This window comes from Opitutaceae bacterium (assembly GCA_015075305.1).
In the GTDB taxonomy this organism is placed as follows: Bacteria; Verrucomicrobiota; Verrucomicrobiia; order Opitutales; family Opitutaceae; genus UBA6669.
Window position 1 is genome coordinate 961,308 of sequence record JABTUS010000001.1, and the last position, 24,804, is coordinate 986,111.

The 24,804-nt window shown below is 57.7% G+C and carries 27 protein-coding genes, 3 tRNA genes and 1 other RNA gene; 24 read left to right on the plus strand and 7 right to left on the minus strand.

All coding sequences use genetic code 11. The annotated features are described in order from the left end of the window. Positions 1-28 precede the first annotated feature (28 nt). Positions 29-223, minus strand: a complete 195-nt coding sequence (gene rpmI, locus HS122_04085; GenBank protein MBE7537574.1) for a 50S ribosomal protein L35 — start codon at positions 221-223, stop codon at positions 29-31. A gap of 160 nt (positions 224-383) precedes the next feature. On the opposite strand from rpmI, the gene HS122_04090 reads away from it, so the two are divergent. From HS122_04090 to rph, 17 genes are all read left to right on the plus strand, one after another. Next, a tRNA-Lys gene (locus tag HS122_04090) sits at positions 384-458 on the plus strand. 95 nt (positions 459-553) lie between these two features. Next, positions 554-628: transfer RNA gene (locus HS122_04095), tRNA-Thr, on the plus strand. A gap of 58 nt (positions 629-686) precedes the next feature. Next, positions 687-760 (plus strand) — tRNA-Gln (locus HS122_04100). A gap of 304 nt (positions 761-1,064) precedes the next feature. Beyond that, positions 1,065-1,727, plus strand: coding sequence for a MotA/TolQ/ExbB proton channel family protein (locus HS122_04105; GenBank protein MBE7537575.1), 663 nt, complete (start codon positions 1,065-1,067; stop codon positions 1,725-1,727). 41 nt (positions 1,728-1,768) lie between these two features. Beyond that, positions 1,769-2,197, plus strand: coding sequence for a biopolymer transporter ExbD (locus HS122_04110; GenBank protein MBE7537576.1), 429 nt, complete (start codon positions 1,769-1,771; stop codon positions 2,195-2,197). Between the two features lie 52 nt (positions 2,198-2,249). Continuing rightward, on the plus strand, positions 2,250-2,678 hold the full coding sequence (locus HS122_04115) for a biopolymer transporter ExbD (protein ID MBE7537577.1): 429 nt from the start codon (positions 2,250-2,252) through the stop codon (positions 2,676-2,678). A 12-nt stretch (positions 2,679-2,690) separates the two neighbouring features. Beyond that, positions 2,691-3,362: an energy transducer TonB gene (locus HS122_04120; GenBank protein ID MBE7537578.1), complete on the plus strand. Its 672-nt coding sequence runs from the start codon at positions 2,691-2,693 to the stop codon at positions 3,360-3,362. After that, positions 3,359-4,795: a hypothetical protein gene (locus HS122_04125; GenBank protein MBE7537579.1), complete on the plus strand. Its 1,437-nt coding sequence runs from the start codon at positions 3,359-3,361 to the stop codon at positions 4,793-4,795. The genes HS122_04120 and HS122_04125 overlap by 4 nt, the downstream gene beginning before the upstream one ends. Before the next feature lie 21 nt (positions 4,796-4,816). Beyond that, complete coding sequence (locus HS122_04130) at positions 4,817-5,368, plus strand: hypothetical protein (GenBank protein ID MBE7537580.1); 552 nt, start codon at positions 4,817-4,819, stop codon at positions 5,366-5,368. 18 nt (positions 5,369-5,386) lie between these two features. After that, positions 5,387-5,929 carry a hypothetical protein gene (locus HS122_04135; GenBank protein ID MBE7537581.1) on the plus strand — a complete coding sequence of 181 codons (543 nt, stop codon included), beginning with the start codon at positions 5,387-5,389 and terminating at the stop codon, positions 5,927-5,929. Positions 5,930-6,104: 175 nt separating this feature from the next. After that, positions 6,105-8,138, plus strand: coding sequence for a transketolase (locus tag HS122_04140; protein MBE7537582.1), 2,034 nt, complete (start codon positions 6,105-6,107; stop codon positions 8,136-8,138). A gap of 14 nt (positions 8,139-8,152) precedes the next feature. After that, on the plus strand, positions 8,153-8,698 hold the full coding sequence (locus tag HS122_04145; protein MBE7537583.1) for an HAD hydrolase family protein: 546 nt from the start codon (positions 8,153-8,155) through the stop codon (positions 8,696-8,698). Between the two features lie 143 nt (positions 8,699-8,841). Beyond that, on the plus strand, positions 8,842-9,144 hold the full coding sequence (locus HS122_04150; protein ID MBE7537584.1) for a hypothetical protein: 303 nt from the start codon (positions 8,842-8,844) through the stop codon (positions 9,142-9,144). After that, positions 9,141-9,692: a hypothetical protein gene (locus tag HS122_04155; protein ID MBE7537585.1), complete on the plus strand. Its 552-nt coding sequence runs from the start codon at positions 9,141-9,143 to the stop codon at positions 9,690-9,692. Before HS122_04150 ends, HS122_04155 begins: the two co-directional genes overlap by 4 nt. 58 nt (positions 9,693-9,750) lie before the next feature. Next, entirely contained in the window at positions 9,751-10,500 is a 750-nt protein-coding gene (gene lptB, locus HS122_04160; protein ID MBE7537586.1) for an LPS export ABC transporter ATP-binding protein, read from the plus strand. A gap of 47 nt (positions 10,501-10,547) precedes the next feature. Further along, positions 10,548-11,534: an HPr(Ser) kinase/phosphatase gene (gene hprK, locus HS122_04165; GenBank protein MBE7537587.1), complete on the plus strand. Its 987-nt coding sequence runs from the start codon at positions 10,548-10,550 to the stop codon at positions 11,532-11,534. Positions 11,535-11,547: 13 nt separating this feature from the next. Next, the gene (rph, locus tag HS122_04170; GenBank protein ID MBE7537588.1) at positions 11,548-12,297 is read left to right on the plus strand and encodes a ribonuclease PH; all 750 of its coding nucleotides are present in this window, start codon (positions 11,548-11,550) and stop codon (positions 12,295-12,297) included. 5 nt (positions 12,298-12,302) lie between these two features. Here the strand turns inward: rph and HS122_04175 are convergent, their stop codons facing one another. Then, complete coding sequence (locus tag HS122_04175) at positions 12,303-12,788, minus strand: hypothetical protein (GenBank protein ID MBE7537589.1); 486 nt, start codon at positions 12,786-12,788, stop codon at positions 12,303-12,305. 109 nt (positions 12,789-12,897) lie between these two features. On the opposite strand from HS122_04175, the gene sucC reads away from it, so the two are divergent. Continuing rightward, positions 12,898-14,079, plus strand: coding sequence for an ADP-forming succinate--CoA ligase subunit beta (gene sucC, locus HS122_04180; protein ID MBE7537590.1), 1,182 nt, complete (start codon positions 12,898-12,900; stop codon positions 14,077-14,079). 46 nt (positions 14,080-14,125) lie between these two features. Continuing rightward, positions 14,126-15,049, plus strand: a complete 924-nt coding sequence (gene sucD / locus HS122_04185) for a succinate--CoA ligase subunit alpha (GenBank protein ID MBE7537591.1) — start codon at positions 14,126-14,128, stop codon at positions 15,047-15,049. Positions 15,050-15,215: 166 nt separating this feature from the next. Here sucD and ffs read toward each other — a convergent pair. The 4 genes from ffs to HS122_04205 form a co-directional block, all read right to left on the minus strand. Further along, an RNA gene (gene ffs / locus HS122_04190) (signal recognition particle sRNA small type) lies at positions 15,216-15,314 on the minus strand. Between the two features lie 73 nt (positions 15,315-15,387). Next, positions 15,388-15,831 (minus strand): hypothetical protein, encoded by a 444-nt coding sequence (locus tag HS122_04195; GenBank protein ID MBE7537592.1) that lies wholly within the window; start codon positions 15,829-15,831, stop codon positions 15,388-15,390. A gap of 6 nt (positions 15,832-15,837) precedes the next feature. After that, entirely contained in the window at positions 15,838-16,140 is a 303-nt protein-coding gene (locus tag HS122_04200) for a hypothetical protein (GenBank protein ID MBE7537593.1), read from the minus strand. Further along, positions 16,137-16,733, minus strand: a complete 597-nt coding sequence (locus tag HS122_04205; protein MBE7537594.1) for an RNA polymerase sigma factor — start codon at positions 16,731-16,733, stop codon at positions 16,137-16,139. The genes HS122_04200 and HS122_04205 overlap by 4 nt, the downstream gene beginning before the upstream one ends. A 395-nt stretch (positions 16,734-17,128) precedes the next feature. Between HS122_04205 and leuA the strand changes: the two genes are divergently transcribed. Next, positions 17,129-18,790 (plus strand): 2-isopropylmalate synthase, encoded by a 1,662-nt coding sequence (leuA, locus tag HS122_04210; protein ID MBE7537595.1) that lies wholly within the window; start codon positions 17,129-17,131, stop codon positions 18,788-18,790. A gap of 56 nt (positions 18,791-18,846) precedes the next feature. Here the strand turns inward: leuA and HS122_04215 are convergent, their stop codons facing one another. Continuing rightward, positions 18,847-19,986 carry a YjgP/YjgQ family permease gene (locus HS122_04215; GenBank protein ID MBE7537596.1) on the minus strand — a complete coding sequence of 380 codons (1,140 nt, stop codon included), beginning with the start codon at positions 19,984-19,986 and terminating at the stop codon, positions 18,847-18,849. Positions 19,987-20,112: 126 nt separating this feature from the next. On the opposite strand from HS122_04215, the gene rlmN reads away from it, so the two are divergent. From rlmN to HS122_04235, 4 genes are all read left to right on the plus strand, one after another. Continuing rightward, entirely contained in the window at positions 20,113-21,234 is a 1,122-nt protein-coding gene (rlmN, locus tag HS122_04220) for a 23S rRNA (adenine(2503)-C(2))-methyltransferase RlmN (protein MBE7537597.1), read from the plus strand. Positions 21,235-21,397: 163 nt separating this feature from the next. Continuing rightward, positions 21,398-22,120 carry an ATP-binding cassette domain-containing protein gene (locus tag HS122_04225; GenBank protein MBE7537598.1) on the plus strand — a complete coding sequence of 241 codons (723 nt, stop codon included), beginning with the start codon at positions 21,398-21,400 and terminating at the stop codon, positions 22,118-22,120. A 22-nt stretch (positions 22,121-22,142) separates the two neighbouring features. After that, positions 22,143-22,865: an ABC transporter permease gene (locus HS122_04230; GenBank protein ID MBE7537599.1), complete on the plus strand. Its 723-nt coding sequence runs from the start codon at positions 22,143-22,145 to the stop codon at positions 22,863-22,865. 36 nt (positions 22,866-22,901) lie between these two features. Continuing rightward, positions 22,902-24,779, plus strand: coding sequence for a Gldg family protein (locus HS122_04235; protein MBE7537600.1), 1,878 nt, complete (start codon positions 22,902-22,904; stop codon positions 24,777-24,779). Positions 24,780-24,804: the final 25 nt, after the last annotated feature.

A 24,804-nucleotide genomic window follows, 5' to 3' on the forward strand; every position in this document is an offset into this window, starting at 1 on the left:
GCGTGGTTGTATTTTTCGGCGTGCTGTGTCAGAGGCCGAAGGGGAGACAGCGCTTGAGGGGCGCTTCCCTGCCTGGATCGACGAGCTTGTCCTTGGTTGCACGACGCTTTGACTTCGTGCTTTTCGCAGACAGCAAATGCCGGAAGCCGGGCGTGCGGCGAATCAGTTTGCCCTTGCCGGACATCTTGAAGCGCTTGGCTACGGACTTTTTGGTCTTTTGCATGGAAAAATGTAGAAAGCAGACGTTGAGCACGACCTTGGCAAGGGCAAAATGCCTCCAAAAAAGCCTCAAACCAGGCATCCACACCATCGCCTTGCCGAAGACTCATGAAAAGCTGTTGACAGCAGGTCGGCTTTAGTGAGTTTTCGCCCCTCGCTTTGATGGCTTCCTAGCTCAATGGTAGAGCAGTTGACTCTTAATCAATTGGTTCGGGGTTCGAGTCCCCGGGGAGCCACCAATGCCAGGTTTTCCCTCTCGGGTTGACCGCTGCCGGATTCCTTTTTTCATATCTTTTCACCGTCCGCTCTCAATCAACTTGGTTCTTTCTCACGCGCCGGCGTAGCTCAATGGCAGAGCACCTGTTTTGTAAACAGGTGGTTGCAGGTTCAACTCCCGTCGCCGGCTCCATCTTCTCCGTTCAAATCTTGTTTTCCTTTTCCCTCATGGAATAATTTCGATCTTCCACTGCCTGGTGGTGTAATGGTAGCACAACAGATTCTGACTCTGTTTGTCTAGGTTCGATCCCTAGCCGGGCAGCCAATTCATGTCGCTTGACGCATCCACGCAACCAATACCTGATTGGATGTTAAGCCCAAGCCCTCCTAATACCTCGTCTTTCACAATTCCGTTCTCGACCACAGCAGACTCTCGCGGTCTGATTCGTTCCTTAACGTCCCAAAAGCCTTGATTTTCGCATCCGCCCTTTTCGACACGCTGCTGACGCAAATTGTCCGTGTCATCTTTTTTTGAGCGATTTGTCGCCCCTCACGTCAAAGGTTCACCAACTCACCTGTTCCTGCAAATCCCCTTTCTCTCCCAACAACTCATCATCCACTGCTAAAACATGACCGCATTCAATCTGCCTCTCGCGTTCCTCATGGGCCATACTCCGATGGAGCTCTTCAAGGGAGGAGGCCCCATCATGTGGCCGATCATCATCCTGTCGTTCCTGACAATCACCGTGATTATCGAGCGTGCAATCTTCTCCCTCAAGGAGACTCTTTCCCGCGAGCCTGAAGTCATCGAAAAGATGCTGGAGAAAGCAAAGTCACAGGATTTCGACGGCGCGATTGCACTCGGCAAGAAGAGCAGGGACTTCATCGCACGCATGCTTGTCTACGCGTTCAACCATCGGGAACAGTCCATCCATAACGCCTTTGCACGCGCAGCCAGCAAGGAGTTCGCCCGCTACCATCAGGGAATGCCCACGCTCGACACCTGCATCACCGCCGCCCCGCTGCTCGGCCTCCTGGGAACAATCACAGGCATGATGAACACCTTCGGAGCGCTTGGCACGGCTGGCGGCGATATCGCAGCAGCAGCCGGTCAAATCACCGGCGGTGTCGGTGAAGCGCTGATTGCGACAGCCATGGGTCTCGTCATCGCGATCATTGGCCTTTTCCCATTCAACTTCTTGAATGCCAAGACTGCTGAGGCCCGTACGGAAGTGGATGATGTCGCCAACTCATTGGACTCGATCGTCTCAAAGGTCGACGCTCGCGCTTGATTCGGCCAAAGGCGCTCTAACCCCCATAATATTTTTCATCCATGGCAGGCGGATCCTCAGGAGGAGGTGGCGGAGCCAAGAAAGCGCGGATTGAGATCATCCCTCTCATTGACGTGATTTTCTTCCTGCTCGCAACTTTCGTTCTCTTCACGCTTTCGCTCAACAAGTCGCAGGGATTGCCCGTTGTCCTCCCAAAGGTCGAAACGAGCATTCCACGGGATCCCGCGGGATCCGTTACCATAACGGTAACCGCCGAAGGCACGCTCGCTTGGGACAAGGATCCGATCACCTTGGACGACTTTCTGATTCGCCTTGAAAAATACAAGGCAGCGGCTGGTCCCGATGCCCGTGTTCTGATCAATGGTCATGAAGACGCATTCTTCGCGCAGGCTCGCTACGTTTTTGACGAAGTACGCAAGAAGGGGATCCAGAAAGTGTTCATTGAGACACGTGTGCGTCCCCCACAGTGATTTCTGCTAAGAAATCCTGCAATCTCCCGTCACCATTCGAATAGATCCACCCATGGCAGGCACATCTTCAAACAGCAGTGGAAAGAAACAAGCACGCATCGAGATCATTCCACTAATCGATGTCATTTTCTTCCTACTGGCAACGTTCGTGCTCTTCACACTGTCACTCAACAAGATCCAGTCGCTGGATATCGTACTACCCCAAGCGTCGAATGCCGAGAAAAATGAGGACAACGAAAGTGTAACGATTCAGGTTTCTGATGCTGGAACGGTATACTGGAATCGGGAATTGATCACCGCTTCCGAAGTGGAACCAAGGCTGCAAAATTATGCAGCGCAGCATCCGACGGATGCAAGAGTCCTGGTCACCTCTGACGACCGGGCAAAATATGGCGCGACCGTTCAGGTCCTTGACGAAGTGCGCAAGGCGGGGATCACCAAAGTATCCATCGAAACCGTCTGGCGTGGTACAGGAAAGTAATCAACCCCGCACATGAATCGCGATCTAATCATCGGACTTGCTGTTTCAGCCGCCCTTCACGGCGGGGTATTCTTCGGCGAGACGCTATTCCACAAGAAATCTCAGCATGCCCCCAAAAAACAGGAGGAAGCTGTGATCGAACTGATGGAGATGCCTCCACCCCCTCCCGAAGAAGAACCTGAGCTTCAGGATCCAACCGAAGACACCCCACCCGAAGCGGCGGAACTCGCACCGCCGATGGCCGTTGACCTGCCATCCGCTGTTACCATCGACTCATTTGTTCAGAAGCTTCAACCGCCCCCTCCTCCAGGTTTGGATCGTCCCAAGGGCAATATCACAATCCCGACTGGCCGCCCGAGTGTTGGCAGCATTGGACACGGAATGAAGGATCTGTTTGATTTGGCCAATCTTGATCAGGCTCCTCAGGCGCGAATTCAGGCTAAACCCAATTACCCGTTTGAAATGCGCCGTGCGGGCATCACCGGAGACGTATTGGTTGGGTTCATTGTGAATTCCAGTGGCGACGTCGTTGAAGCGACGGCGCTAAAATCCTCCCAGCGGGAATTCGAAGCCGCGGCAGTTCAGGCTGTCTCGAAATGGAAGTTCAAGCCCGGACGCAAGGGAGGCAAGGCGGTCAATACCCGAATGCAGGTCCCAATCGTATTCAGCATCACCGACGAATGAGACTTTACCGTATCATGCCGCTTTTTTCGCCATCTCTCCGCACCCCTCTGCGAGTAGGTTCCCTTCTGCTTGCCTTGGGGCTGGCCGAGCCCTTCGTAAGTCATGCCCAGGATCGTCAGAATGCTCCGAAGAAGGAGTTGAGTGACAAAGTTTCTGAAGAACTGGGCAAGATCCGCACCCAGACTGATGCCAAGAACTACGACGGTGCCTTGGCCATCATTGATGGCCTTATCAAGATTTCAGGTCCCGAAAGCTACGATCTGGCACTGCTGTCCCAGGTAAAGGCGCAGATTCTGTTAACAAAGGGGGATTACGCAAAATCAATTCCTCCCTTGGAAACCGCCGTCTCCATTTCCGACAAGTACGGATTCTTCGACGATCGGCAGACCCAGGAACTTACCTACTACCTGTCACAGCTCTACTACCAAGAGGCGGTAACCAGCAAGGTTCCGGCGGATCAACGGCGGTATTACGGCAAGGCAGTTTCGTACATGGACCAATGGGCCAAGCGGAATACCAAGCCAAATCCCGATGTTCAGCTCTATTACGCCACGCTGCTATTCTATCAATCCCAGCTGGATTCGAACAACCCGGATCGCAAGTTGCTCAAGCGCGCACAGGAAGAGGTGGAGAAGGGCCTGCAGATGTCTGTCCATCCCAAGGACACCTTTTACCTACTGCTATTCGCAACGCTTCAACAGCAGGAGAAGATCAAGGAATCAATCGATATCCTTGAGCTCTATCTGAAGCTGAAACCAGATGCGAAGACATACTGGCCCCAGCTTGCGTCCCTCTATCTTAATCAACAGAAGGATATTCGCGTTATCGCTACAATCGAACGGGCTCAGAAACTTGGGGTAATGACAAGCCCCAAGGACAACTTCACCCTGGTCGGACTCTATTTTAACATCGGGCAGTTCGATTATGCCATAGACCTTCTCAGCAAGGGTCTTAGGGATGGCTCAATCGAGAACGAACAGCGGAATTGGGAACTACTCGCTGCGGCCTACATGCAGCTCCACAAGGAGCTGAAAGCGATCGAAGTGCTGAAGGAAGCTTCAAAGCTCTATCCCGAATCCGGCGCACTCCTTGCGCAAATCGCACAAACCTATTATCAACTCGAAAGAATTCAGGACGCCTATACCTATGCCAAGCAAGCGGTCTCCAAAAAGTTGGAGAAGCCGTGGACAACGCAACTTTTTCTCGCCTATGTTTCGTATGAGCTGAAGAAGTACGACGACGCGCTTGCAGCGGTGAACACGGCGGCTTCCTACCCGCAAGGGGTCAAGGATGCTGAACGCCTGAAGAAGGGTATCGAAGACGCAATCGCCGAGGCAGCCGCACTTCGTGAGCAGATAGCCGCTGAAACCGGAAAGAAGGCGCCAAAATCGGACGCTACGAAGACTCCGACAAACCAGCCCACCAAGAAGTAACCATTTCCATCATCGAACTTCATGAACAAAGCTTACATCATCTTCCCCCTGATCATGCTCCTGATCTTCGGAGGATTCTATTGGAATTTCGCCAAAGACTACCAAATCAAACAGGACGCGAAGGTTGCCGCCCAAAAGAAGGCCGTTGAAGACAAGAAGAAAGCGGAGCTGGATGCCCGAAAGCAGGCGATAGAAGACGCCACCCGCATGGCCGAGCAACGCATTCGCGAAAAGAAGGAAAAGGAGGAAAAGGATCAGCGGGAAAAAGAGGCTCGCGCTGCAGCGATCGAAGCTCGCGAAAAGGCCGCCCGCGATCAGGAAAAACTGAGCAGACAGGTGGTTCGCCTCACAAAGGATATCGAAGAGGAAAAAACCGCCATTGCGCAGGTGGAGGAAATCAAAGCGAAGAGTGTCGATGAGGTGGCGTTCCTGAAAACAGCAGTCAAAGAATCGGAGGCCAACGTTAAGGGCCTCGAAACTGTCCTCACCAAGATCAAGGCTGCTGATGACGCCAGGGCAGCTGCCGAGGCGCTTGCCGCCGCTGCCGCTGCCGCTGCAAAGAGCAAGAACTAACCCCCACCCCTCGAAGCAATGAACAAGATCTATTTAATCGTTCCCATCGTGCTTTGCGCACTCTTCGGTGTCTATTATTACAAGTTCATCCAGGATGAGGCGGTGAAGACAGAGCAGCGCGAGAAAGCCGCCAAGATCGCCAAGGATGAAGCGGATGCGAAAAAGAAGGAAATCGAGGACAAGGCGCGAAAGGATGCGGACGATCGTCAACAGAAGCGTTTGGCAGACGAAAAGAAGAAGGATGATGATCGTCGCGCAAAGTGGGAAAGCCAGAGCAGAGAAATCGCCGAGGCGACTGCCAAATACAGTGCCGAGGCCGCCAAGTACACCAAGCAGATCGCCGATCTTGACGCTCAGCTTAAGGAAACCCGACTCAAGAAGGACACTGCCACACGTGAATCCTTTGACCTGAAGAAGCAGGTGGAGCTTGCCCTCATCGCCAAACGCAATGCCGAACTCGAGATTCAACGCATGGTTAGCATGGTCGCAAACAAGGCGGCCGAAAGCGCGATGGCGCGCCCGCCTCCCCCTCCGCCCGTAGAGAAGGGCAAATCCAAGTAACCTTCGCCATTTCATGAAGGCGGCCCCAACTCAACGGGCCGCCTTTTTTCTTACGGTTGAATTTCGCATTTTGGCTCATCCAGTCGCACGCAGAATTCACCTCGATGACCTCGGTGCGCGGCTCAGCACACAATCTTGCGCAGACACGAAGACATTGTCACCGTCCTCTTACGACATGGATTTTCCCGCCGTTCCCTCAGTTCTGGCCGGCCGTGACCTTCAATTGCCTCGTTTGGATTTCGAGGATATTGAACAACGCCTTCAAGTCTACGCTTGGATGCATCTCGCCCGGACGGGTGACAATCGGATACTGGAACTCTTCAGACAGGGCCTGATCAAGGGCACCGTAACCGGCGGGCAGGGAAGCGAAGCCCTGATTGTTCCGCTGGCACTGCTGGCCGACAAGGCGGTCGATGTAATTTCATTCACGCATCGTGGCTTCGGTGGTCAGCTCATTTGGAGTGGCCATCTCGTTGAACATCTCTGCCAGTATTTCGCCAATGCCCTGAGCCCCACCAAGGCACGGGAGGGAAATGTGCACCACGGTGATCCAGCAAATCGTTCCCTGCCCATGATCAGCCACCTGGGCGCCATGATTTCGAATGTACTGGGTCTGACAGATGCGCAAAGACGCCAGGGCAAACGCGCTGTGGGATTCGCATTTTTCGGTGATGGCGGTTCAAGCACCGGTGACATCCATGAATCAATGAACCTGGCGTCGCTGCTCTCGCTGCCCATTGTTTTTGTCATTGAAAACAACCGATACGCGTACTCAACACCGCTAAGCGAGCAGTACGCCCCAGGCACCGATCTCTGGAAGCGTGCCGCAGGCTACGGCATCGAAGGCATTTCACTCAATGCCACGACCGATCTCAAAAACATAGTCGCCACCCTCGCCCGCACGATCCAGCAGGTACGCGAAACTTCCCGTCCAATGCTCATTGAGGCCCATGTTCTCAGATTGAGAGGACATGCAGCCTACGACACCTGCAATTACCTGGTGCCCGGCGAGGCGGAATCTTTTCACGCCGCCGATCCCGTGCCTCGCTATCGCGCGGAACTTTGTAACGCGGGCCTAGCACAGCGTGTTGAAGCCATGGAATCGGAGCTCAATGCCTTCCTGGAGGACTGCATCCAGCGAGCTCTTCCACTGCCACGTCCATCTCCGGACGGAATGAGTGAGGACTTGTTCGAGGTAGAAGATGCTCCAATGCCCTGGACTGCCACTCCGGCCCCCACGGAACCCCTCACATTTGCTCAAGCGCTCAACCATGGATTGCGAAAAATCCTCAATGAGCGACCCGAAGCCATGATCCTTGGACAGGATATCGCCACCTACGGCGGCGCATTCAAAGTTACAGATGGCCTGTTTTCCGCGTTTGGACGACACCGGGTCTTCAATACTCCCCTGGCCGAAAGTGCGTGCACAGGCTACGCCGTCGGTCTGGCCTTGGGCGGCATGCGCCCGATTGAAGAGTTCCAGTTTGCGGATTTCGTCACGGAAGCCTTCACTCAAATCACACAAAACGCGGCGACCTATCGCTTTCGCTCCGGGGCGAAGGTTCCACTGGTACTTCGCCTCCCCTGTGGCAGCGTGGGCCTGGGGTCATTCCACTCACAGGAACTGGAGTCGGTGCTCCTGTCCTTCCCAGGGCTCAAGGCACTGTATCCCAGCACCCCCCAGGATGCCTTTGACTGCCTTCTTGCCGCCTACGAAGACAACAATCCCGTCCTAATTTTCGAACACAAGGCGCTCTACCGGCATCACAAGCAGGCAATTGCATGGAATCCACGCTACCGCGAAGTATGGCAACCAAGACACCTGCAATCGGGCGACTACGCCACTTTGGTGACCTACGGGGAGATGACCTACCTGGCCCACGAACTTGCCACCTATTTTTCAACCGAATACGAGCGCAATTTTGACATCTGGGATCTTCGGGCCCTGGCACCGCTTCAACTTCAGGAAATTGCAGCCTCGGTCGCTCGAACGCACAGGCTGATCATCCTGCATGAGGGCCGGCTTTCCCACGGATTCGGGGCCGAATTGGTGGCAAGGCTCACGGAGCTTCATTTCTTCGACTTGGAAGCCCCCCCACTGCGAATAGCATCCATGGACCTTCCTGTGCCATTCGCCCATGAATTGGAACTCGCCTATCGCCCGACATTCTCCAAAGCCGTGGAGCAGATTTCCAACTGGATGGCCTAGCATCATCCGACCGAATGCCGGCTTTGCGCACTTCCTCAGATTCGCGTGATTCAACCGCCACGACATTGTCATGGGGGAAAATCCGTCTGTTTGCAATGGACGTGGACGGCGTCCTTACCGACGGCACCATCACCATTGGTTCTGACGGCACGGAATCGAAACAGTTCTCGATTCTCGACGGCTTGGGCTTGGTGCGCTTGCGGGATGCCGGGATAGAACTGGCCTGGATCAGCGGCCGATCTTCAAGGGCCACTCAAAGACGCGCAGAGGAGTTGAAAATCCCCCACGTCATCCAGGGTCGCAGCGACAAACTTCAGGCGCTTCAGGAACTCGCTGACAGGCTGGGTGTCGCGGCGAAGGACTGCTGCTACATGGGCGACGACGAAATTGATGTCCCGGCCATCCTCTGGGCGGGCATTGGCGTCAGTGTGAAGGACGGCATGCCCGCGGCGACAATGGCTGCGAGATACATTCCCCGCAGGCCTGCCGGAAAGGGGGCGGTTCGCGAGGTTTGCGACTTGATTCTGGCCGGAAGAGGAAACGGGATCCCCGCAGCATGATCACGAGCTTCCACGTTTGTGCCATCTCAGTTGCGCTGAGCCTGGGCGCGACCGTATCCGGCGCAGATGGACCGAGAATCACGACCAACGCGCCCATAAGAAACTTCTCGCTTCCCTCATTCAATGAAAAGGGATTTCGCACAATGTTGATCCGCGGAAGCGAAGCGATGCTGCTCAACTCAAATGAAGTCAGCCTCTCCAACATGACGTTGACCCTCTTTTCCGGCGAGGCGGATGCGCGCGTGGAAACCGTGTTCGTCAGTCCGTCGGCCCGCGTACTGGTCGCCCAGCGCATCGTTTTCGGAGAAGAGACCGTGCGCGTTGTCAACGATGACTTTGAGCTCCTCGGCACCGACTGGCGCTACGATGACGCGAAAAAGACCATTCTCATTTCCAGACACGCGCGCGTGGTGTTCCATGCCGAACTGAAGGACGTCGTCAAATGAAGCCGATTCCGCATCTCATCGCCTCGCTTGGCGCTCTTTGCGTTCTCTCCGCCGCATTCTGCAATGACATCCCACCCACAGTCATTGAGAGCACGACTCTCGAAATGCGAAGCAGCGATTCCGAGATTACTGCCGTCTTCGACCAGAATGTTGTTGTGACCGGAAACAACCTCCGGATCAGCTGTGACCACCTTGAGGTGCTGGCAACCCGGATCGGGGACCCCTCCTCAACAGTTGGCAAGCCTGACAAGTTCAGGTCCTTGATTGCCATTGGACGGGTGCATATCGTTCAGGGCGATCGTGAAGTCACCTGCGGCCGAGCGGAGGTGTTTCCCGGCGAGGAAAAGATCATTCTGACAGAAAACCCGGTGGTCATCGACAAATCCGGACCCTATGTTGCCTCAGGCACACGCATCGTGCTGCTCAGAGGTGAACGTCGTCTCTATGGTGACAATATCCGGCTTACGGGACCCGCCTTGAAGGACCTTGGCTTCGACAAGGATGCGCCCATGAAGCCGCCGGCAGCGGTTCCTGAAGAAAAAAAATAGCCAGTCTGGGCGTCCCTCCTGACAACCACATCCCTGCGCACCCGCGTTTCACGTGCCTCTGGATCAACCCTCAACATCCTCCGCAGCCTCCTCGATCCGAACCGATGGTCTGGTCAAGACCTTTGGCGCGCGAACTGTCGTGAACGGCGTGAACATTGGACTCGCCGCCGGGGAGGTCGTGGGATTGCTCGGCCAAAACGGGGCGGGAAAAACCACAACCTTCTACATGGTGGTCGGCCTCATACAGGCAACCGCCGGTTCGGTTTTCATCGATCAGCGCAACATCACCAGGCTCGGCATGCACAGGCGCGCGCGACTGGGCATCGGCTACCTGCCCCAGGAAGCCTCGGTCTTTCGCAAGCTGACCGTGGCGGAAAATATCAGCGCAATCGCCGAAGCCATCGGAATCGCCCGCAGGCACCGCTCGTCACTGGTTGAACGTCATTTGACCGACCTGCAGCTCCTTCATGTCGCCTCGCAGAAGGCCTACACGCTTTCCGGAGGCGAGCGTCGCCGGCTCGAAATTGCCAGGGCCCTCGTTTCAGAACCAAAGTTTCTCCTCATGGACGAGCCTTTCGCCGCAATAGACCCCATTTCAGTGGGAGAAGTCCAGCGCATCATCGGCGAACTCAAGGCCCGAGGGATCGGCGTCCTGCTCACCGACCACAACGTCCGTGAAACACTCCGGATTGTCGATCGAGCCTACCTGATGCACCAAGGCCGCGTTCTGACCCAGGGATCCGCGGAATTCCTGATAAATGACCCGCAGGCGCGGGAGTTTTATCTTGGCAAAGACTTCGATCTGTAGAGCGATCTCACTTGTCGGCGGCCCACGCAGGCTCCTCCCTTTTCGTCATGCCCAAAGTCATTCACGGGATCACTGTCGCCCATTTCCTGGAGACCTACCGGGAAAAGCTGAAGATTGAGCTGGTCACCGGCGAACGAGGTCTCCACCGGATGATACGCGAGGGATCAATCAATCGTCCCGCCCTCGCACTCACGGGTTTCTTTCGATACTTTGCCAACAAGCGCATCCAGGTTCTTGGTTCGGCGGAGATGACCTACCTCAAGACACTCTCCCCGCAGCGGCAGATGGAAATCTTCAGCGAAATGGTCGAGCGTCAGATTCCCTGTCTGGTCCTAACCCGCAACTACAACCCCACCCCGCCGCTGCTGGCGATCGCCCAGGAAAAACACCTTCCCATATTTCGCACCCCCATGATCACCATGAACTGGGTGAACCTGGGCACGCTCTGCATCGACAATGAATTTGCCCCATCCACAACTGAGCATGCGACAACCTTGGATATCCGCGGAATCGGCGTCATGCTCAAGGGTTCATCCGGTGTCGGAAAAAGCGAATGTGCGCTCGCCCTGATTGAACGGGGGCACTCGCTGGTCGCCGACGACCTCACCGTCATCAAGCTGCTCGATGAACGCGAACTCATGGCCTCCAGCCGCCCCCTCAACCGCGGCTATATGGAGTGCCGGGGCATCGGCATCATCAACATCGCCGAAATGTTCGGCGTGAAGTCCATCCGGCTCGACAAGCGGGTCGACATGGTGGTCTCGCTGCACGAATGGACTCCCGAGGCCATCGAGGAGCGCACGGGACTGGAGGAAAACAAGTATGATATCCTCGGGCTGCAGATACCCCACATCGAGCTGTACGTTCGACCCGGTCGCGACATGGCGCGCCTCGTCGAGGTTGCCGCCCTCACCCAGGCGTTGAAAAAAATGGGGCACGATCCCGCCAGGGATTTCAACGACCGGCTCATCGCCCACATGACGGAGAATCCGGAGTCCTCCAAGCCCGTATCCATACATCCGTTACATCCATAGCACTCCGCCTTTCATGCCATACTCAAATCGCCCAGACGGCCGTCATCCGGATCAGCTTCGTCCCATTTCCTTCGAGGCCGGAATCGCTCCAAATGCCACCGGATCGGTGCTCGTGTCCTTCGGATGCACTCGCGTGATCTGCGCCGCAACCATCGAACCAAACGTTCCCACCTGGATGAAACAACAGGGCGTCAAGGGCGGGTGGCTCACTGCGGAGTATTCAATGCTACCCTACTCAACCCATGAGCGAAAGGCGCGCGATATTTCCAAGGGAAGGATCGACGGGCGCACGGTCGAGATCCAGCGCCTCATCGGACGTTCCCTTCGGGCGGTCATCGACCTGCAGAAACTCGGCCAGAACACGCTTTGGGTCGATTGCGACGTGCTCCAGGCTGACGGCGGAACACGCACCGCCTCCATTACGGGTGCCTACCTCGCCGCGCGGCTCGCCGTGCAGAATCTGATCGACTCCAGGCGCATCGCCGAGAATCCGCTCAACGATTCGGTCGCGGCGGTGAGCGTCGGTGTCTTTGAGGGACAGGAACTCCTCGACCTGCCCTACCTCGAGGACAAGGATGCCGAAGTCGACTTCAATGTAGTCATGACCGGACAGGGTCGTTTTGTCGAAGTGCAGGGATCAGGGGAGGAGGCAACTTTCACCGAAACCCAGCTTCAATCTCTCCTGACCCTCGCCCGCAAGGGCCTCAAGGAAATCGCCTCACTTCAGACTGCCTTTCTCACGCGTCAGCTCCTGAAGTCTTGAGTTGATCACGGATTGCCAGACGCCGGCAGTGCGTCCTTGAGCGAGCCGAAATTGCCTTCCTCAGCCGCGCGGATGAAGCCTTCCGCCAGGCTCTTCAGCTCCTCCCAGCGACGCCGGATCTGCTTCGCTTCCTCGCGAGTGATGTGATTGTCGGCCGCCGCCGTCGCAATAACCGCAAGCATGTCTGCGAACTCCTGAACAATTGCGTGGGTCGTTGGAATCAGCGAATTCGGCTTGGCCTTGATCAACTCCGGATTGGCGATGAAAAATCCGCCGGCTCGCTCGCAAACCCATTGCGCGATTCGGGTGTCCCCCGTGACCTTGAGAATCTGATCGACGCGATCGAGCGGATTGTAGGCACCACTGCCTGTCGCTTCACCGGGAGGCTCGGCCCACTTGTAGATCAGCGAGAGCGACAGCCCCATGTCGGCTGCAATCTGCTTTGCACTCGTTTTCTTGAGTACCTCGCGCAGCACCTCGTGTGATTCCATCCGGCCCTTCAAACAAGGTTGATGAACGAAGGCAATCCTGTCCGACCTGCATCAAGCATCAATTTTTGTCCTGTCTTCGCTCCACCGTTTCTGGCACGGTTTTCCCCTCATGAACATCCATGAATATCAGGCCAAGGCGCTCCTCGACAAATACGGTGTTCCCGTCCCCAAAGGGGCGCCGGCCAGGACACATGAGGAGTTTGTGACAGCGCTGGCCCAGCTTCCCGATGGCCCCACCATGGTGAAGTCACAGATACATGCCGGCGGCCGCGGAAAGGGCACCTTCACCAACGGATTCAAGGGCGGCGTAAAATTCTGCCGCACGAAGGCTGAAGCCAGGGAGGTGGCTGGAAGGATGCTCGGCAACACCCTGGTCACCGTGCAGACAGGCCCGGCGGGCCGGAAGGTTCAGACCGTCTATTTCACCGTCGCGAGTGACATCAAGAAGGAATACTATCTGGCCATCCTCCTCGACCGCGCCACCTCAAGACCCGTGATTGTCGCCTCCACGGAAGGTGGAGTGGAGATTGAAAAGGTCGCCCATGAGACCCCCGAGAAAATCTTCAAGGTCCTCGTCGATCCCGCCTACGGTCTGGCAGATTTCCAAGTCCGCCAGCTCATCACCGGGCTCGCCCTGAACTCCGCCGAGGCAAAAGCCGCAGCCAAACTCATTCGCAATCTCTACACGATGTTCTGGGAAACAGATGCGGCGATGATCGAGGTCAATCCTCTCATCACCACCCCCGCCGGTGAGGTTCTTGCCCTCGACGCCAAGGTGTCCTTTGATTCGAACGCACTCTTTCGCCATCCCGGGATCTCCGCTCTGCGCGACCTGAACGAAGAGGACCCCAAGGAAATCGAGGCATCCCGGTTCAACCTTTCGTACATCGCCCTCGACGGCAACATCGCCTGTCTGGTCAACGGCGCCGGGCTCGCCATGAGTACCATGGACATCATCAAGCACTACGGCGGCAATCCCGCCAATTTCCTTGATGTCGGCGGAGGTGCATCCAAGGACCAAGTTGTGGCAGCCTTCAAGATCATCCTTGGCGATGCCAATGTGAAGGGCATCTTCGTCAATATCTTCGGCGGAATCATGGATTGCAATGTCATCGCCACGGGCATCGTCGAAGCCGTCAGGGAGGTTGGACTCAAACTTCCCCTGGTCGTTCGCCTGGAAGGCAACAACGTGGCCGCTGGCAAGGCCACGCTCAGCGGAAGCGGGCTCACCATCGTGAGCGGCGACACCATGGCCGATGCCGCACAGAAAATCGTCAAGCTCGTCGCCTGAGCAATTCAACGCCGCCCAACAAACTGACTTCAGCCGCACCTCTCCCATGGCCATTCTCATCACCCCCGAAACAAAAATCCTCGTTCAAGGAATCACCGGTGACTTCGGCGGACGCCACGCCCGGTTGTCACTCGACTACGGCACAAAGGTCGTCGGGGGGGTGACCCCCGGCAAAGGTGGCCAGGTGTTCGAACATGAGCAGCACCGCGTGCCAATCTTCAATTCGGTTCACGACGCTGTCGCGGCCACTGGTGCCATGGTCTCCGTCGTGTTTGTCCCACCGCCTTTCGCTGGCGACGCCATTCTTGAGGGCGTGGATGCCGGTCTTGATCTCGTTGTCACGATCACCGAGGGCATTCCTGTTCGTGACATGATACGCGTGAAGCGGACGATCTCCGGCAGCAAGACCCGCCTGGTTGGGCCGAACTGCCCTGGACTCGTGACACCAGGAACGGGTCCGCAAAGCACCGGTGGCTGCAGAATTGGCATCGCTCCCGGTTACATTCACAAGAAGGGCCACGTGGGCGTTGTTTCGCGCTCAGGGACACTGACCTATGAGGCGGTCTATCAATTGACCACCAGAAACATCGGCCAATCCACGTGCGTTGGCATCGGAGGTGATCCTGTCAACGGCACCTCCCACTTGGATGTGGTCAGGATGTTCAACGCAGATCCAGACACTCACGGCATCATCCTGATCGGAGAGATCGGAGGCAACGCGGAGGTTGAAGCAGCGCGCTGGATCAGGGCCAACGTGACAAAGCCGGTCGCCGGTTTCATCGCGGGAGCCACAGCTCCGGCGGGCCGCCGCATGGGACACGCCGGCGCAATCGTGGGAGGCGCCGAAGACACAGCCGCAGCCAAGATCGCCGTATTCAAGGAGTGCGGCATTGAGGTTGCAGCAACTCCGTCCGACATGGCCGAAGCCCTGCTGCGCTCTGCAAGGGCCAGGGGCGTCACCCTCAAATGATCACTCGCCGGAGTCCGTCCCGAAACGGTCTGCCCGCTCCCGAGTGATGGAGCGAGGCGCGTGCTGCACTTGGAACGCCGGGCGGCCGGCTTCGTCACCGCCACCTCGTTGCTGCCGCCAGGCGCAGTTTGGGCCGAACATCGTCCACAGTACTGGTGAGAAATTGGGTGGCCAGGCACTCCACGGCACTGAGAGAACGTCGTTACCGTTGCTACCTTCCGGTCCTGGCGGGGTTCACGCGCCTGCTCATGCATGGCACCTGGCCGATCGACACGGTGGCGGCCGATCCAGGTAGTGCAACTGGAATCTTGAGCAACCGCGACGCCTCCCAGGATGGGCTACGGCGCACGTGAATCCGATGGACGTCCGGTCTTCGGCGCAGACGGGCGCCTGCCTCCCTTGGTTTCGGGCCCTGTCGACGGTATCTTGCCACGTCGATCGTGCCAGCGCTTCTGCATCGCTTCAAATTCCCGGCGCTGATCCGGTGTCAGCTCGGCCTCAATCCTGGATTCCATCGACTGGTAAAGTCGTCCCGATTCACGACGCACCTTCTTCAATTCCTCGGTCGTCTCATCCACGATCGCATCGATGCGCGCCTTCTGGGCGGGGCTGAGTTGAAGGGCCTGGTGAAACCGCCCCTTGTGCACTATCGCAAACTCGGTGGGTCCACCGCGCTGCCGGACAAACGACCGGGCCGCCAGCAGCGACACAAATCCGCCCACGACCCCACCGGCCAGGAAGATCCCGACAAAAACCAAGGAAACTTTCCAAGACCTGCTCATCTGTTCTCAGTCCACCAATACGGAAACCGGGTCAGCACCGACTGCCGCGGTCTCCTCGCGCAGATTCTGCAGGACCGGACTGAAGCTCAACGCCATGACAACCAGGGCAGCCACGGCGGCAATGCCCAGCGCCCTCAGTCCGAGGGGTTCAAAAAGGCTCGCAACGCCTTTGTCCATCGCTGACAGCGCGCGGGCGGCGACTCTCGTGGCAAATCCCAGCGGTATCTCCACCGGCGCAGGTTCCGCGCAGGGCGCCCGGCGCGCCAGCGCAACCAATCGACTCCAACTTTCCCGGGATGTGGGTTTCATAAGCGTTCTGATGATTCGAGTTCTTCCAAGGCCTTCCTCAATCGCTTGCGAGCGCGAAACGCACGCACCTTGATCAGGGAAGAATTCCATCCAGTCAATCGAGCTATTTCCGCAATCGACTTCTGCTCGAGGTCGAGAAGCTGAATGACCATGCGATCCGCCGGCTTCAAGGTTTCCAGCAGCTTGCCAACCAGCTCCTTCGCCGACAGCGCGTCGTCCGGCCCCCGGTCATTCTCATTTGTCAGGACATTTTCCAGCACTTCAGCCTCATTTTCGGAAAGATCCGCCCAGCGGAACTCCGGCCGGCGCTGCTGCTGGCGCAGATGGTCGATGCAGGTGGTCAGCGCAATGCGCGACACCCAATGGGTGAACGGCACCGTTCCCTGATACTGTGAAAGCCGCGCAAACATTTTCAAAAAGACGTCCTGCGCAATGTCCTCCTCTGACACGCGACGCGGCAGGCGCGCTCGTGCAATCCGGATGACCAGCGGATAAAGGTGTTCAACCAACGCTCGCGCAGCGTCCTGGTCATTGTGTCGAACGCGCTCCAGACACCCGGAAAAATCGAATTCGACACCGTCGGCATCAGGCATGTGGAAATGGAGAACGGTGCAAACATAAAGAGCAAGACGCAGCTAATGGCATTCAAGTTACGTCCGGGCGCCACAATGCGCACAGGCGGCGACTTAAGCAACTGCCTCAACCTCCGATACTATGGTTTTTATCATGAACAAATGCATGATACTATCATCAGGCTGGCGCGACTGGTGCCTCGACTTGACTTCCAACCCGATTAACCGATATCGATGAGATTCTGATGCGAGAATTCGTTCAGGCGCTTCGACTAACCTAGACGCACGGTCCGTGAGAGCCGCGTGCGCGGCCGACTGTGCGTCCGTCTGGGAACACCGCCCGTCTCCGTCATGCGGCGCGGGCGACTTCAAATCCAAGCTCCCGTTCGAATTTCCAAACTATCAAAATCTGCATCATGAAGTCCCAACCCATTTCCAAATACCGGCCCTTCCCGCCGGTTTCACTGCCACATCGACAATGGCCGAATCGCACGCTCACGCGTGCTCCAATCTGGTGCAGCGTCGATCTCCGCGACGGCAACCAGGCGCTCGCCCAGCCCATGAGCGTCGACGAGAAGCTCGAGTACTTCGAAATGCTCGTGAAGATAGGCTTCAAGGAGATCGAGGTCGGTTTCCCTTCGGCCTCCCAGATAGAATTCGATTTCTGCCGCCGGCTCATCGAAGAGAACCGCATCCCCGCCGATGTTTCCATCCAGATCCTCTGCCAGTGCCGCGAGGACCTCATCGTGCGGTCGATAGAGGCTCTCAGGGGCGCAAGGAGTGTCATATTCCACCTCTACAACTCGACCTCGCCGGCCCAGCGGCGCTACGTGTTCAACTCCGATACATCGGAAATCATCCGCATCGCCACCCGCGGCATCGAATGGCTCAAGCAGCATGCAGCGGAACTCGTCGCAAGCGGAACCAGGCTCAGGCTCGAATACTCCCCTGAAAGCTTCAACAGCACCGAACTCGATTTTTCGCTGCAAATCTGCGAGGCCGTCACGGATGTCTGGAAACCCACGCCAGAAAACAGGATCATCATCAATCTCCCAGCGACAGTCGAATACGCCACGCCCAACGTGCATGCCGATCAGATTGAATGGATGTGCACCCACCTGACCCGTCGGGACAGCACGATCATTTCCCTGCACACCCACAATGACCGGGGCACCGGCGTTGCAGCCTCGGAACTCGCGCTGCTCGCGGGCGCCGATCGCGTCGAGGGAACGCTTTTCGGAAATGGCGAACGCACGGGAAACCTCGACCTGGTCACCATCGCCCTGAACCTCCACACGCACGGCATTCCCACCGGCCTCGATCTGAGCGATCTGCCTTCGATCCGGGAGGTCTACGAGCGGACTACGCGCATGGATGTCCATACCCGCCACCCCTACGCAGGTGACCTTGTGTTCACCGCCTTCAGCGGCTCGCATCAGGATGCGATCAAGAAATCCTGGGACCGCCAGGTTTCGGGCACGCCCTGGGATGTGCTGTACATCCCGATCGATCCCGCTGACATCGGCCGAAGCTACAAGGCGATCATCCGGATCAATTCCCAGTCGGGCAAGGGTGGCGTCGCCTACGTCCTCGAGCATGAGTTCGGCTACCAGTTGCCCAAGCTCATGCACAAGGAAATCGGCCGCACCATCAACGAACTCGCCGACTCCACCGGGAGGGAGCTGACCCCGCAGGAAATTCACGACGCTTTCATTCGTGACTACATCGAGCGCAAGTCGCCGGTGTCCCTGCTCGAATTTCGCACGGTCGACCGCGCGAACCAGGTGACCTGCCAGGCCGAGCTTGTCGTCAATGGAAACGCGAGGCTCGTGTCCGGCAGGGGCAACGGCCCAATTGATGCGTTCGTGCAGGCAACACGCGAGGCCGGCATTCCCAAATTCGAGCTGCTCAGCTACTCCGAGCATTCGCTCGGCAGCGGAGCAGAGGCCCGCGCAGTCAGCTACATCCAGATCAGAACCGAAACGGGGCGCACCTGCTTCGGTGCGGGCATCGACACCAACATCGAGCTTGCATCGATCAAGGCTGTTGTCAGCGCAATCAATCGCGCATCCGCGTGATCCAATTCTGACTGCTCCCGAAACCACGGCTCCATGCGGGCCGTGGTTTCATCTGCTCAGACGCGCCCCAGGCGTCTGAACATTGCCAAACCAAGAACGAGGAACAGCGATACCGGAATCCAGATGAGGATGTCCGGACGCAGCGCAGGTTTCTTGTCAAGCCACTCGACGCACACCGTGAGAAAGTAGTAACTCATCACCAGCAGCAGGGCGACGCCGAGATTGGCGCTGGTCTCCTTCCTTGACACCTTGATGCCGAGCGGCACGGCAAGCAGCGCAAAGGCTAAAACAGCCACTGCCGACGTCGCCTTTTCATTGATCGCAAAGGAAATCGCCATGCGTTCCCGCTCGCGCCTTTCGGGGTCAGCCGATTCGTCCGGCCGGGCGAGCTTCTGCTGTTGCGTGAACAGCTCCTCCAGCGTCATCCAGCCCGGTTTCTGCCGCACCGCCTGCGTTCCAAGCAGGTGCTCCATCGCCAGCTCAACCGTAAATTCCTCGGAAGTGCCGCGCTGGACCGGCTTGCTGAAGTCCTCCGGGTTGTCCTTGTCGCGCACCTCGAAGCTCACATGGCTCAGGACCAGTACAAGCCGTCCCCCGGCATCATCAAAGGAGACCTTTCCGCTCGCCGCCCGACCCGAGCGAATCACGCGGTTTTGATCGTCAAGCTCCCAGATCCACACATCCCGCAGCAGATTGTCCTGCTTCGCACCCACGTAAATGACGACTCCGCGAAAATCCCGGATGAAGGTCTTCGGCACGATGAAGCTGAGCGGATTCCTCTGAACCGCTTCCGCCAGTATGCGTTTGTAGGCGGTTTTCGACTTCGGCATGGAATGAAAATTGATGTATCCGCACAGGAGCGTCCCGGCAAGTCCGAGGAAAAGGATCGGCTGCGCAATATAGACAAGGCTCAATCCCGCCGCCCGCATCGCAGTGATCTCATTCTGCGCCGACATTCTGCCGAGAACGAGGAGCACTCCCGTAAGCACTCCCATCGGCAGTGCATAGGCGGCCACGACCTGCGCCAGCAATCCCACCAGCTTGAGAAAGGTTCCCGGCGAAAGCTGGCCGCCCATCACAAACGGCAGCAGGTCCTTCAGCATGTTTCCAACAATCAACATGAAGGCAAAGAGCGCCACCGCCGCGCCACAGGCACCCAGTACGGCAAGGAATATGTAGCGGTGCAGAAGCGACATCGGGAGGATTCAACGCAAGCCATACGCGCCCCCTCGAATCCCCGCAATCCGAGATTAATTTCCCGACGCCGCAAGCCGGTCGCTTGGCACTAGACTCTGCCGTCGAATGCGGAATGATTTCACCTCATGCGATTCACTCCCGAAAAGCCTCCGATCACTGGGGAAACCTTGGGCACGCTCTCCGCGAGCCTCAAGGACCAGGGGGAGCCCGCATTCCGCGCACGCCAGATCCTCGATTGGATTTACAAGAAACGCGCCCGCCGCTGGGACGACATGTCCAACCTTTCAAAGCCGCTCCGCGCCTGGCTTTCGGATACCTACGACCTCTCCCCGCTCTCGCTTGTCCTCGACAAACAGTCCCGCGACGTCACCGACAAGCTTCTCCTCGAGCTTCGCGACCGCTCACTCATAGAAACAGTCATCATCCGGGCACCTCAGGAAGGCGTGGGTCTCGAGTACTCGCGCAAGACAATCTGCATCTCAACCCAGGTCGGCTGCGCCATGGCCTGCGCGTTTTGCGCCAGCGGCCTCGCAGGCTTCAAACGCAACCTGTCCGCCGGCGAGATTGTCGCGCAGCTTCTGCACGTCTGCTATCGCGAGGACTCCTCCACCAGCCGCGCCCGCGAGGAACTCGCCTCGTTTGACAATATCGTTGTCATGGGAATGGGCGAGCCCCTGGCCAACTACGACAACCTCATCCGCGCCCTCACCATTCTCAACGCCGAATGGGGCCTCGGCTTCGGCGCGCGGCGCATCACGGTTTCCACAAGCGGACTCGTCCCGAAAATTCTCAAGCTCGCCGATGAGCCCCTCGGCTTCAGACTGGCTGTCTCGCTTCACGGCGCCACTGACGAGGTGCGCGAAAAAATCATGCCGGTAAACAAGGCCTATCCCCTGGCAAAACTGCTGCCCGCCATCCGCACATTTTCGGAAAAACACGGTCGCATGATCACGCTCGAATTCATCCTCATCGAGGACGTCAACGACTCGATCGATCAAGCCGGTGAACTGCGCGACATCGCCCGCGACTTGCATGCGCATGTCAATCTAATCCCCTACAACACCGTGCACGGCCTCGAATGGCGGCGCCCCAGTCCCGAGCGCCAGGAGGCCTTCGCCGATGTTCTGCGGGCTGCACGCATTCCTGTGACACTGCGCAGGGAGAAGGGACACGACATCGACGCCGCCTGCGGCCAGCTTCGTCTCAAGACTGAGAAGGACCGGGAATCCATCGTGTCCACTCGGTGAAATATCGCCCGCCAGGGCAATGAATCATCGTTGCTGGAACAGGCATTCCGGGAGTTTTTTCTTGAACAAATGCACTTCCAGAGCTTACGGAAACATCCTTTTTCACGGAACCTTCCCGTCTCGGGACGCGTCTCCTTTCATCCCTATCTCCTTCCGGCTCCCTATGATCGAAGTAAAAGGCCTGGTCAAAACCTACGGTTCCAAACGCGCAGTCGATGATGTGAGTTTCACGGTCAAGCGTGGCGAGATTCTCGGATTTCTCGGACCCAATGGTGCAGGAAAATCGACGACGATGAAGATGATCACCGGTTATCTCCGTCCCACGGCCGGGACTGCCATTGTCGATGGACACGATGTGGCGGTGGATCCTGTCGCAGTGAAGCGGAAAATCGGATACCTCCCGGAAAGCGCCCCCGCTTACGGCGAAATGACCGTGCAGGAATTCCTGGACTTCATCGCCGAGATCCGCGGCTTCGTTTCCGCTGAGGCCCGCGATGCCCAAAGGGAACGCGCCATTCGGCTCACTCACCTCGAACCGGTCCGGCACCAGTCAATCGAAACCCTTTCGAAAGGATTCAAGCAGCGGGTCGGCTTCGCCCAGGCACTGCTTCACGATCCTCCCGTGCTCATCCTCGACGAACCCACGGACGGCCTCGACCCAAATCAGAAGAATGAGGTGCGCTCGCTCATCAAGAGCATGGCCACGGAAAAGGCCGTCGTGCTTTCAACCCACATTCTTGAGGAGGTCGACGCCATCTGCACGCGCGTCATCATCATCTCGCAGGGAAAGGTTGTCGTCGACGAGACACCCGCCCGGTTCCAGGCCCGTCAACCGGGCGCCCGGCTTGATGCCATCTTCCGGAGCCTGACGCAAAGCGACACGTGAACCATCGTCCGCATAATTTCCGATGAGCCAAATCGTACCATTGTTCAAACGCGAGTTTCTCGGCTACTTCCGCTCGCCCGTCGCCTACGTGTTTCTGTCGATCTTCCTGATCGCAAGCGTGGGTCTGGCGTTCTTCATCGGCGAATTCTTCAAGGCCAACGTCGCCAGCCTGAACAGCTTTTTCAACCTTCATCCCTGGCTGTTTCTTTTCCTGATCCCCGCAGCCGGCATGCGTCTGTGGTCCGAGGAAAAGCGAACCGGCACGATCGAGCTGCTGTTCACGCTTCCGGTGACGACCCTCCAGGCGGTCCTGGCCAAATTTCTCGCGGCGTGGGCGTTCCTGGCGGTCGCGATTCTTCTTTCATTTCCGATGATCATCACGGTTGCCTACCTGGGTGACCCCGACTGGGGGATCATCATCACCAGTTACTTCGGCAGCATCCTGATGGCCGGCGCCTACCTCGGTGTCTGCGCCGTGACTTCCGCGATGACAAAGAACCAGGTGATCAGTTTCGTGATCAGCGTCGTGGTGTGCCTGGTCATTCTCCTGCTGGGCTACAGCGTCTTCAGTGAAACGCTGACCTCGATCCTTCCCATCTGGCTCACCGATCTCATCGCGAACTTCAGCTTCTCCACTCATTTCGAGCCCTTCACCAAGGGCATCGTCGATCCCAAGGATCTCGTCTATTTCCTGTCCCTGATCGGATTCACGTTGTTCGTCAACGTGCTTGTTCTCGAACGCTGAACCACCGGTCCCTGTTTTCGCACGCACGACGCCACCATGAAACCCGGCCTGAAAACTCTTTCCGTCGCCCTGCTCGTTCTGGGCCTCATCCTCGTCAACTACCTCGCCTCGCGCCTGCCGCTGAGGGCCGACGCCACAGCCGAGCACATCTACACGCTCTCGGACGGCACGAAATCCCTGCTCTCGAAAATCGAGGAACCCATCGTCCTCGACTACTACTTCTCCCGCTCCGCGAACGGTCTTCCGATCCAGTACAAGAACTACGCCGAGCGCATACGCGAGATGCTCAGGCAGTACGTGCGGGCATCCGGCGGAAAAATCACCCTCAATGTCGTGGATCCGCGCCCGGACACGCAGGAGGAGGAGCGCGCCGGCGCAGCCGGCCTGCAGCCCCAGCGGCTCCCAACCGGCGAAACCTTCTACTTCGGCCTCGTTGCAATCCAGGCCGACCAGCAGAAGGAGATCCCATCATTCACTCCGCAGCGTGAGTCGTTTCTCGAATACGACATCTCGGAGCTCCTCTACAGCGTCCAGACAATCGCAAAGAAAAAGCTCGGCCTCATCACCAGCCTGCCCCTCCAGGCGCCTCCCATGAACCCGATGATGATGCAGCAACGGCAGCGGCCGACCGGCCAGCTTGTCGCCGACGAGTGGGCGAAGACTTTCGAAATCGTCCCGGTGGAGGCGACAGCCACGTCCCTTCCCGACGGCCTCGACGTTCTCGCCGTCATCCATCCCCAGAATCTCACTCCCAAGCTGGAGTTCGCCATCGACCAGTTCCTGCTCGCGGGAAAACCCGTGTTCGTCGCGGTCGACCCCGCATCCCAGTACTTCAGGCGAATGGGAGGCCAGAACGCTATGTTCGGAGGCCCCCAGCCCAATGTATCCAGCGACCTGCCCATGCTGAAGGCCTGGGGGGTGAACTACAATCCGCAGAACGTCGTCGGCGACCTCGACAACGCCACCTCGGTTCAAACCGGCCCCGGCGGCGTCGTGCGCTACCCCATCTGGCTTTCCTTGACGGAGGGCTCGTTCAGCAAACAGGCAACGATGGTGGGCCAGTTGAAGTCGCTCCTCTTCGTCGAAAGCGGAAGCCTCAGCGTGACCGCGTCGGGCCGCACGGTGACGCCCTTGATTGAAACCTCCGCAAACTCGGGCGACCTTCCCGCCATGACCCTTCAGTTCGCACAGCCGGATGAGGTTGCGCGTCAGATCACGCCATCCGGGAAGAAAACCCTGGCGGTCCTCATCACCGGAAAATTCACCACCGCATTTCCCGACGGCGCTCCCAAAGCGGAGCCGCCAGCGGATGCAAACGCAAAGGAACCGAAGCCACCCGAACCCGCCGCGGCTCCCGCCCTCAAGGATTCCACATCAAGCTCCACTCTCTTCGTCATCGCCGACACCGACTGGCTCTTCGACGACTACAGCGTCGAGCGCTTCAATTTCCTCGGCACCCAGGCCGCACGTCCGCTCAATGACAACCTTGCATTTGCAAGCAACAGCCTTGAGTTCCTCGGCGGATCAAAGGATCTGATCTCCCTGCGCGGAAAGGGAAGCTCCGTGCGGCCCTTCACCGTCGTGCGCAATTTGGAGATCGAGGCGCAGAAACGCTATCAGGATCAATTGTCCGCCCTCGAGAGCCGTCTCTCGGATGTGCAAAAGAAACTGAGCGACCTCCAGGGCAAGAGCACCGAAGGCAATCGTCTCATCGCAACGCCGGAGGTCCAGAAGGCCATCGAGGACTTCCAGACGCAGCAGGCGACCATGCGTGGAGAGCGCCGCGAAATCCGAAAGGCGCTCCGCGAGGACATTGAATTCCTGGAGAACAGCCTGCTCGCCATCAACCTCACCGCACCGGTCATTCTCGTCATCCTGTTCGGATTCTGGTTCCAGCGGCGCCGTCACGTGTAGCCGCCCAGGACCACTCATCCATCCA

What these genes read in the sequence shown, in the direction of transcription:
- rpmI (MBE7537574.1), bottom strand. Translation starts at nt 223, where the DNA reads ATGCAAAAGACCAAAAAGTCCGTAGCCAAGCGCTTCAAGATGTCCGGC.
- HS122_04105 (MBE7537575.1), top strand. Translation starts at nt 1,065, where the DNA reads ATGACCGCATTCAATCTGCCTCTCGCGTTCCTCATGGGCCATACTCCG.
- HS122_04110 (MBE7537576.1), top strand. Translation starts at nt 1,769, where the DNA reads ATGGCAGGCGGATCCTCAGGAGGAGGTGGCGGAGCCAAGAAAGCGCGG.
- HS122_04115 (MBE7537577.1), top strand. Translation starts at nt 2,250, where the DNA reads ATGGCAGGCACATCTTCAAACAGCAGTGGAAAGAAACAAGCACGCATC.
- HS122_04120 (MBE7537578.1), top strand. Translation starts at nt 2,691, where the DNA reads ATGAATCGCGATCTAATCATCGGACTTGCTGTTTCAGCCGCCCTTCAC.
- HS122_04125 (MBE7537579.1), top strand. Translation starts at nt 3,359, where the DNA reads ATGAGACTTTACCGTATCATGCCGCTTTTTTCGCCATCTCTCCGCACC.
- HS122_04130 (MBE7537580.1), top strand. Translation starts at nt 4,817, where the DNA reads ATGAACAAAGCTTACATCATCTTCCCCCTGATCATGCTCCTGATCTTC.
- HS122_04135 (MBE7537581.1), top strand. Translation starts at nt 5,387, where the DNA reads ATGAACAAGATCTATTTAATCGTTCCCATCGTGCTTTGCGCACTCTTC.
- HS122_04140 (MBE7537582.1), top strand. Translation starts at nt 6,105, where the DNA reads ATGGATTTTCCCGCCGTTCCCTCAGTTCTGGCCGGCCGTGACCTTCAA.
- HS122_04145 (MBE7537583.1), top strand. Translation starts at nt 8,153, where the DNA reads ATGCCGGCTTTGCGCACTTCCTCAGATTCGCGTGATTCAACCGCCACG.
- HS122_04150 (MBE7537584.1), top strand. Translation starts at nt 8,842, where the DNA reads ATGTTGATCCGCGGAAGCGAAGCGATGCTGCTCAACTCAAATGAAGTC.
- HS122_04155 (MBE7537585.1), top strand. Translation starts at nt 9,141, where the DNA reads ATGAAGCCGATTCCGCATCTCATCGCCTCGCTTGGCGCTCTTTGCGTT.
- hprK (MBE7537587.1), top strand. Translation starts at nt 10,548, where the DNA reads ATGCCCAAAGTCATTCACGGGATCACTGTCGCCCATTTCCTGGAGACC.
- rph (MBE7537588.1), top strand. Translation starts at nt 11,548, where the DNA reads ATGCCATACTCAAATCGCCCAGACGGCCGTCATCCGGATCAGCTTCGT.
- HS122_04175 (MBE7537589.1), bottom strand. Translation starts at nt 12,788, where the DNA reads ATGGAATCACACGAGGTGCTGCGCGAGGTACTCAAGAAAACGAGTGCA.
- sucC (MBE7537590.1), top strand. Translation starts at nt 12,898, where the DNA reads ATGAACATCCATGAATATCAGGCCAAGGCGCTCCTCGACAAATACGGT.
- sucD (MBE7537591.1), top strand. Translation starts at nt 14,126, where the DNA reads ATGGCCATTCTCATCACCCCCGAAACAAAAATCCTCGTTCAAGGAATC.
- HS122_04195 (MBE7537592.1), bottom strand. Translation starts at nt 15,831, where the DNA reads ATGAGCAGGTCTTGGAAAGTTTCCTTGGTTTTTGTCGGGATCTTCCTG.
- HS122_04200 (MBE7537593.1), bottom strand. Translation starts at nt 16,140, where the DNA reads ATGAAACCCACATCCCGGGAAAGTTGGAGTCGATTGGTTGCGCTGGCG.
- HS122_04205 (MBE7537594.1), bottom strand. Translation starts at nt 16,733, where the DNA reads ATGCCTGATGCCGACGGTGTCGAATTCGATTTTTCCGGGTGTCTGGAG.
- leuA (MBE7537595.1), top strand. Translation starts at nt 17,129, where the DNA reads ATGAAGTCCCAACCCATTTCCAAATACCGGCCCTTCCCGCCGGTTTCA.
- HS122_04215 (MBE7537596.1), bottom strand. Translation starts at nt 19,986, where the DNA reads ATGTCGCTTCTGCACCGCTACATATTCCTTGCCGTACTGGGTGCCTGT.
- rlmN (MBE7537597.1), top strand. Translation starts at nt 20,113, where the DNA reads ATGCGATTCACTCCCGAAAAGCCTCCGATCACTGGGGAAACCTTGGGC.
- HS122_04225 (MBE7537598.1), top strand. Translation starts at nt 21,398, where the DNA reads ATGATCGAAGTAAAAGGCCTGGTCAAAACCTACGGTTCCAAACGCGCA.
- HS122_04230 (MBE7537599.1), top strand. Translation starts at nt 22,143, where the DNA reads ATGAGCCAAATCGTACCATTGTTCAAACGCGAGTTTCTCGGCTACTTC.
- HS122_04235 (MBE7537600.1), top strand. Translation starts at nt 22,902, where the DNA reads ATGAAACCCGGCCTGAAAACTCTTTCCGTCGCCCTGCTCGTTCTGGGC.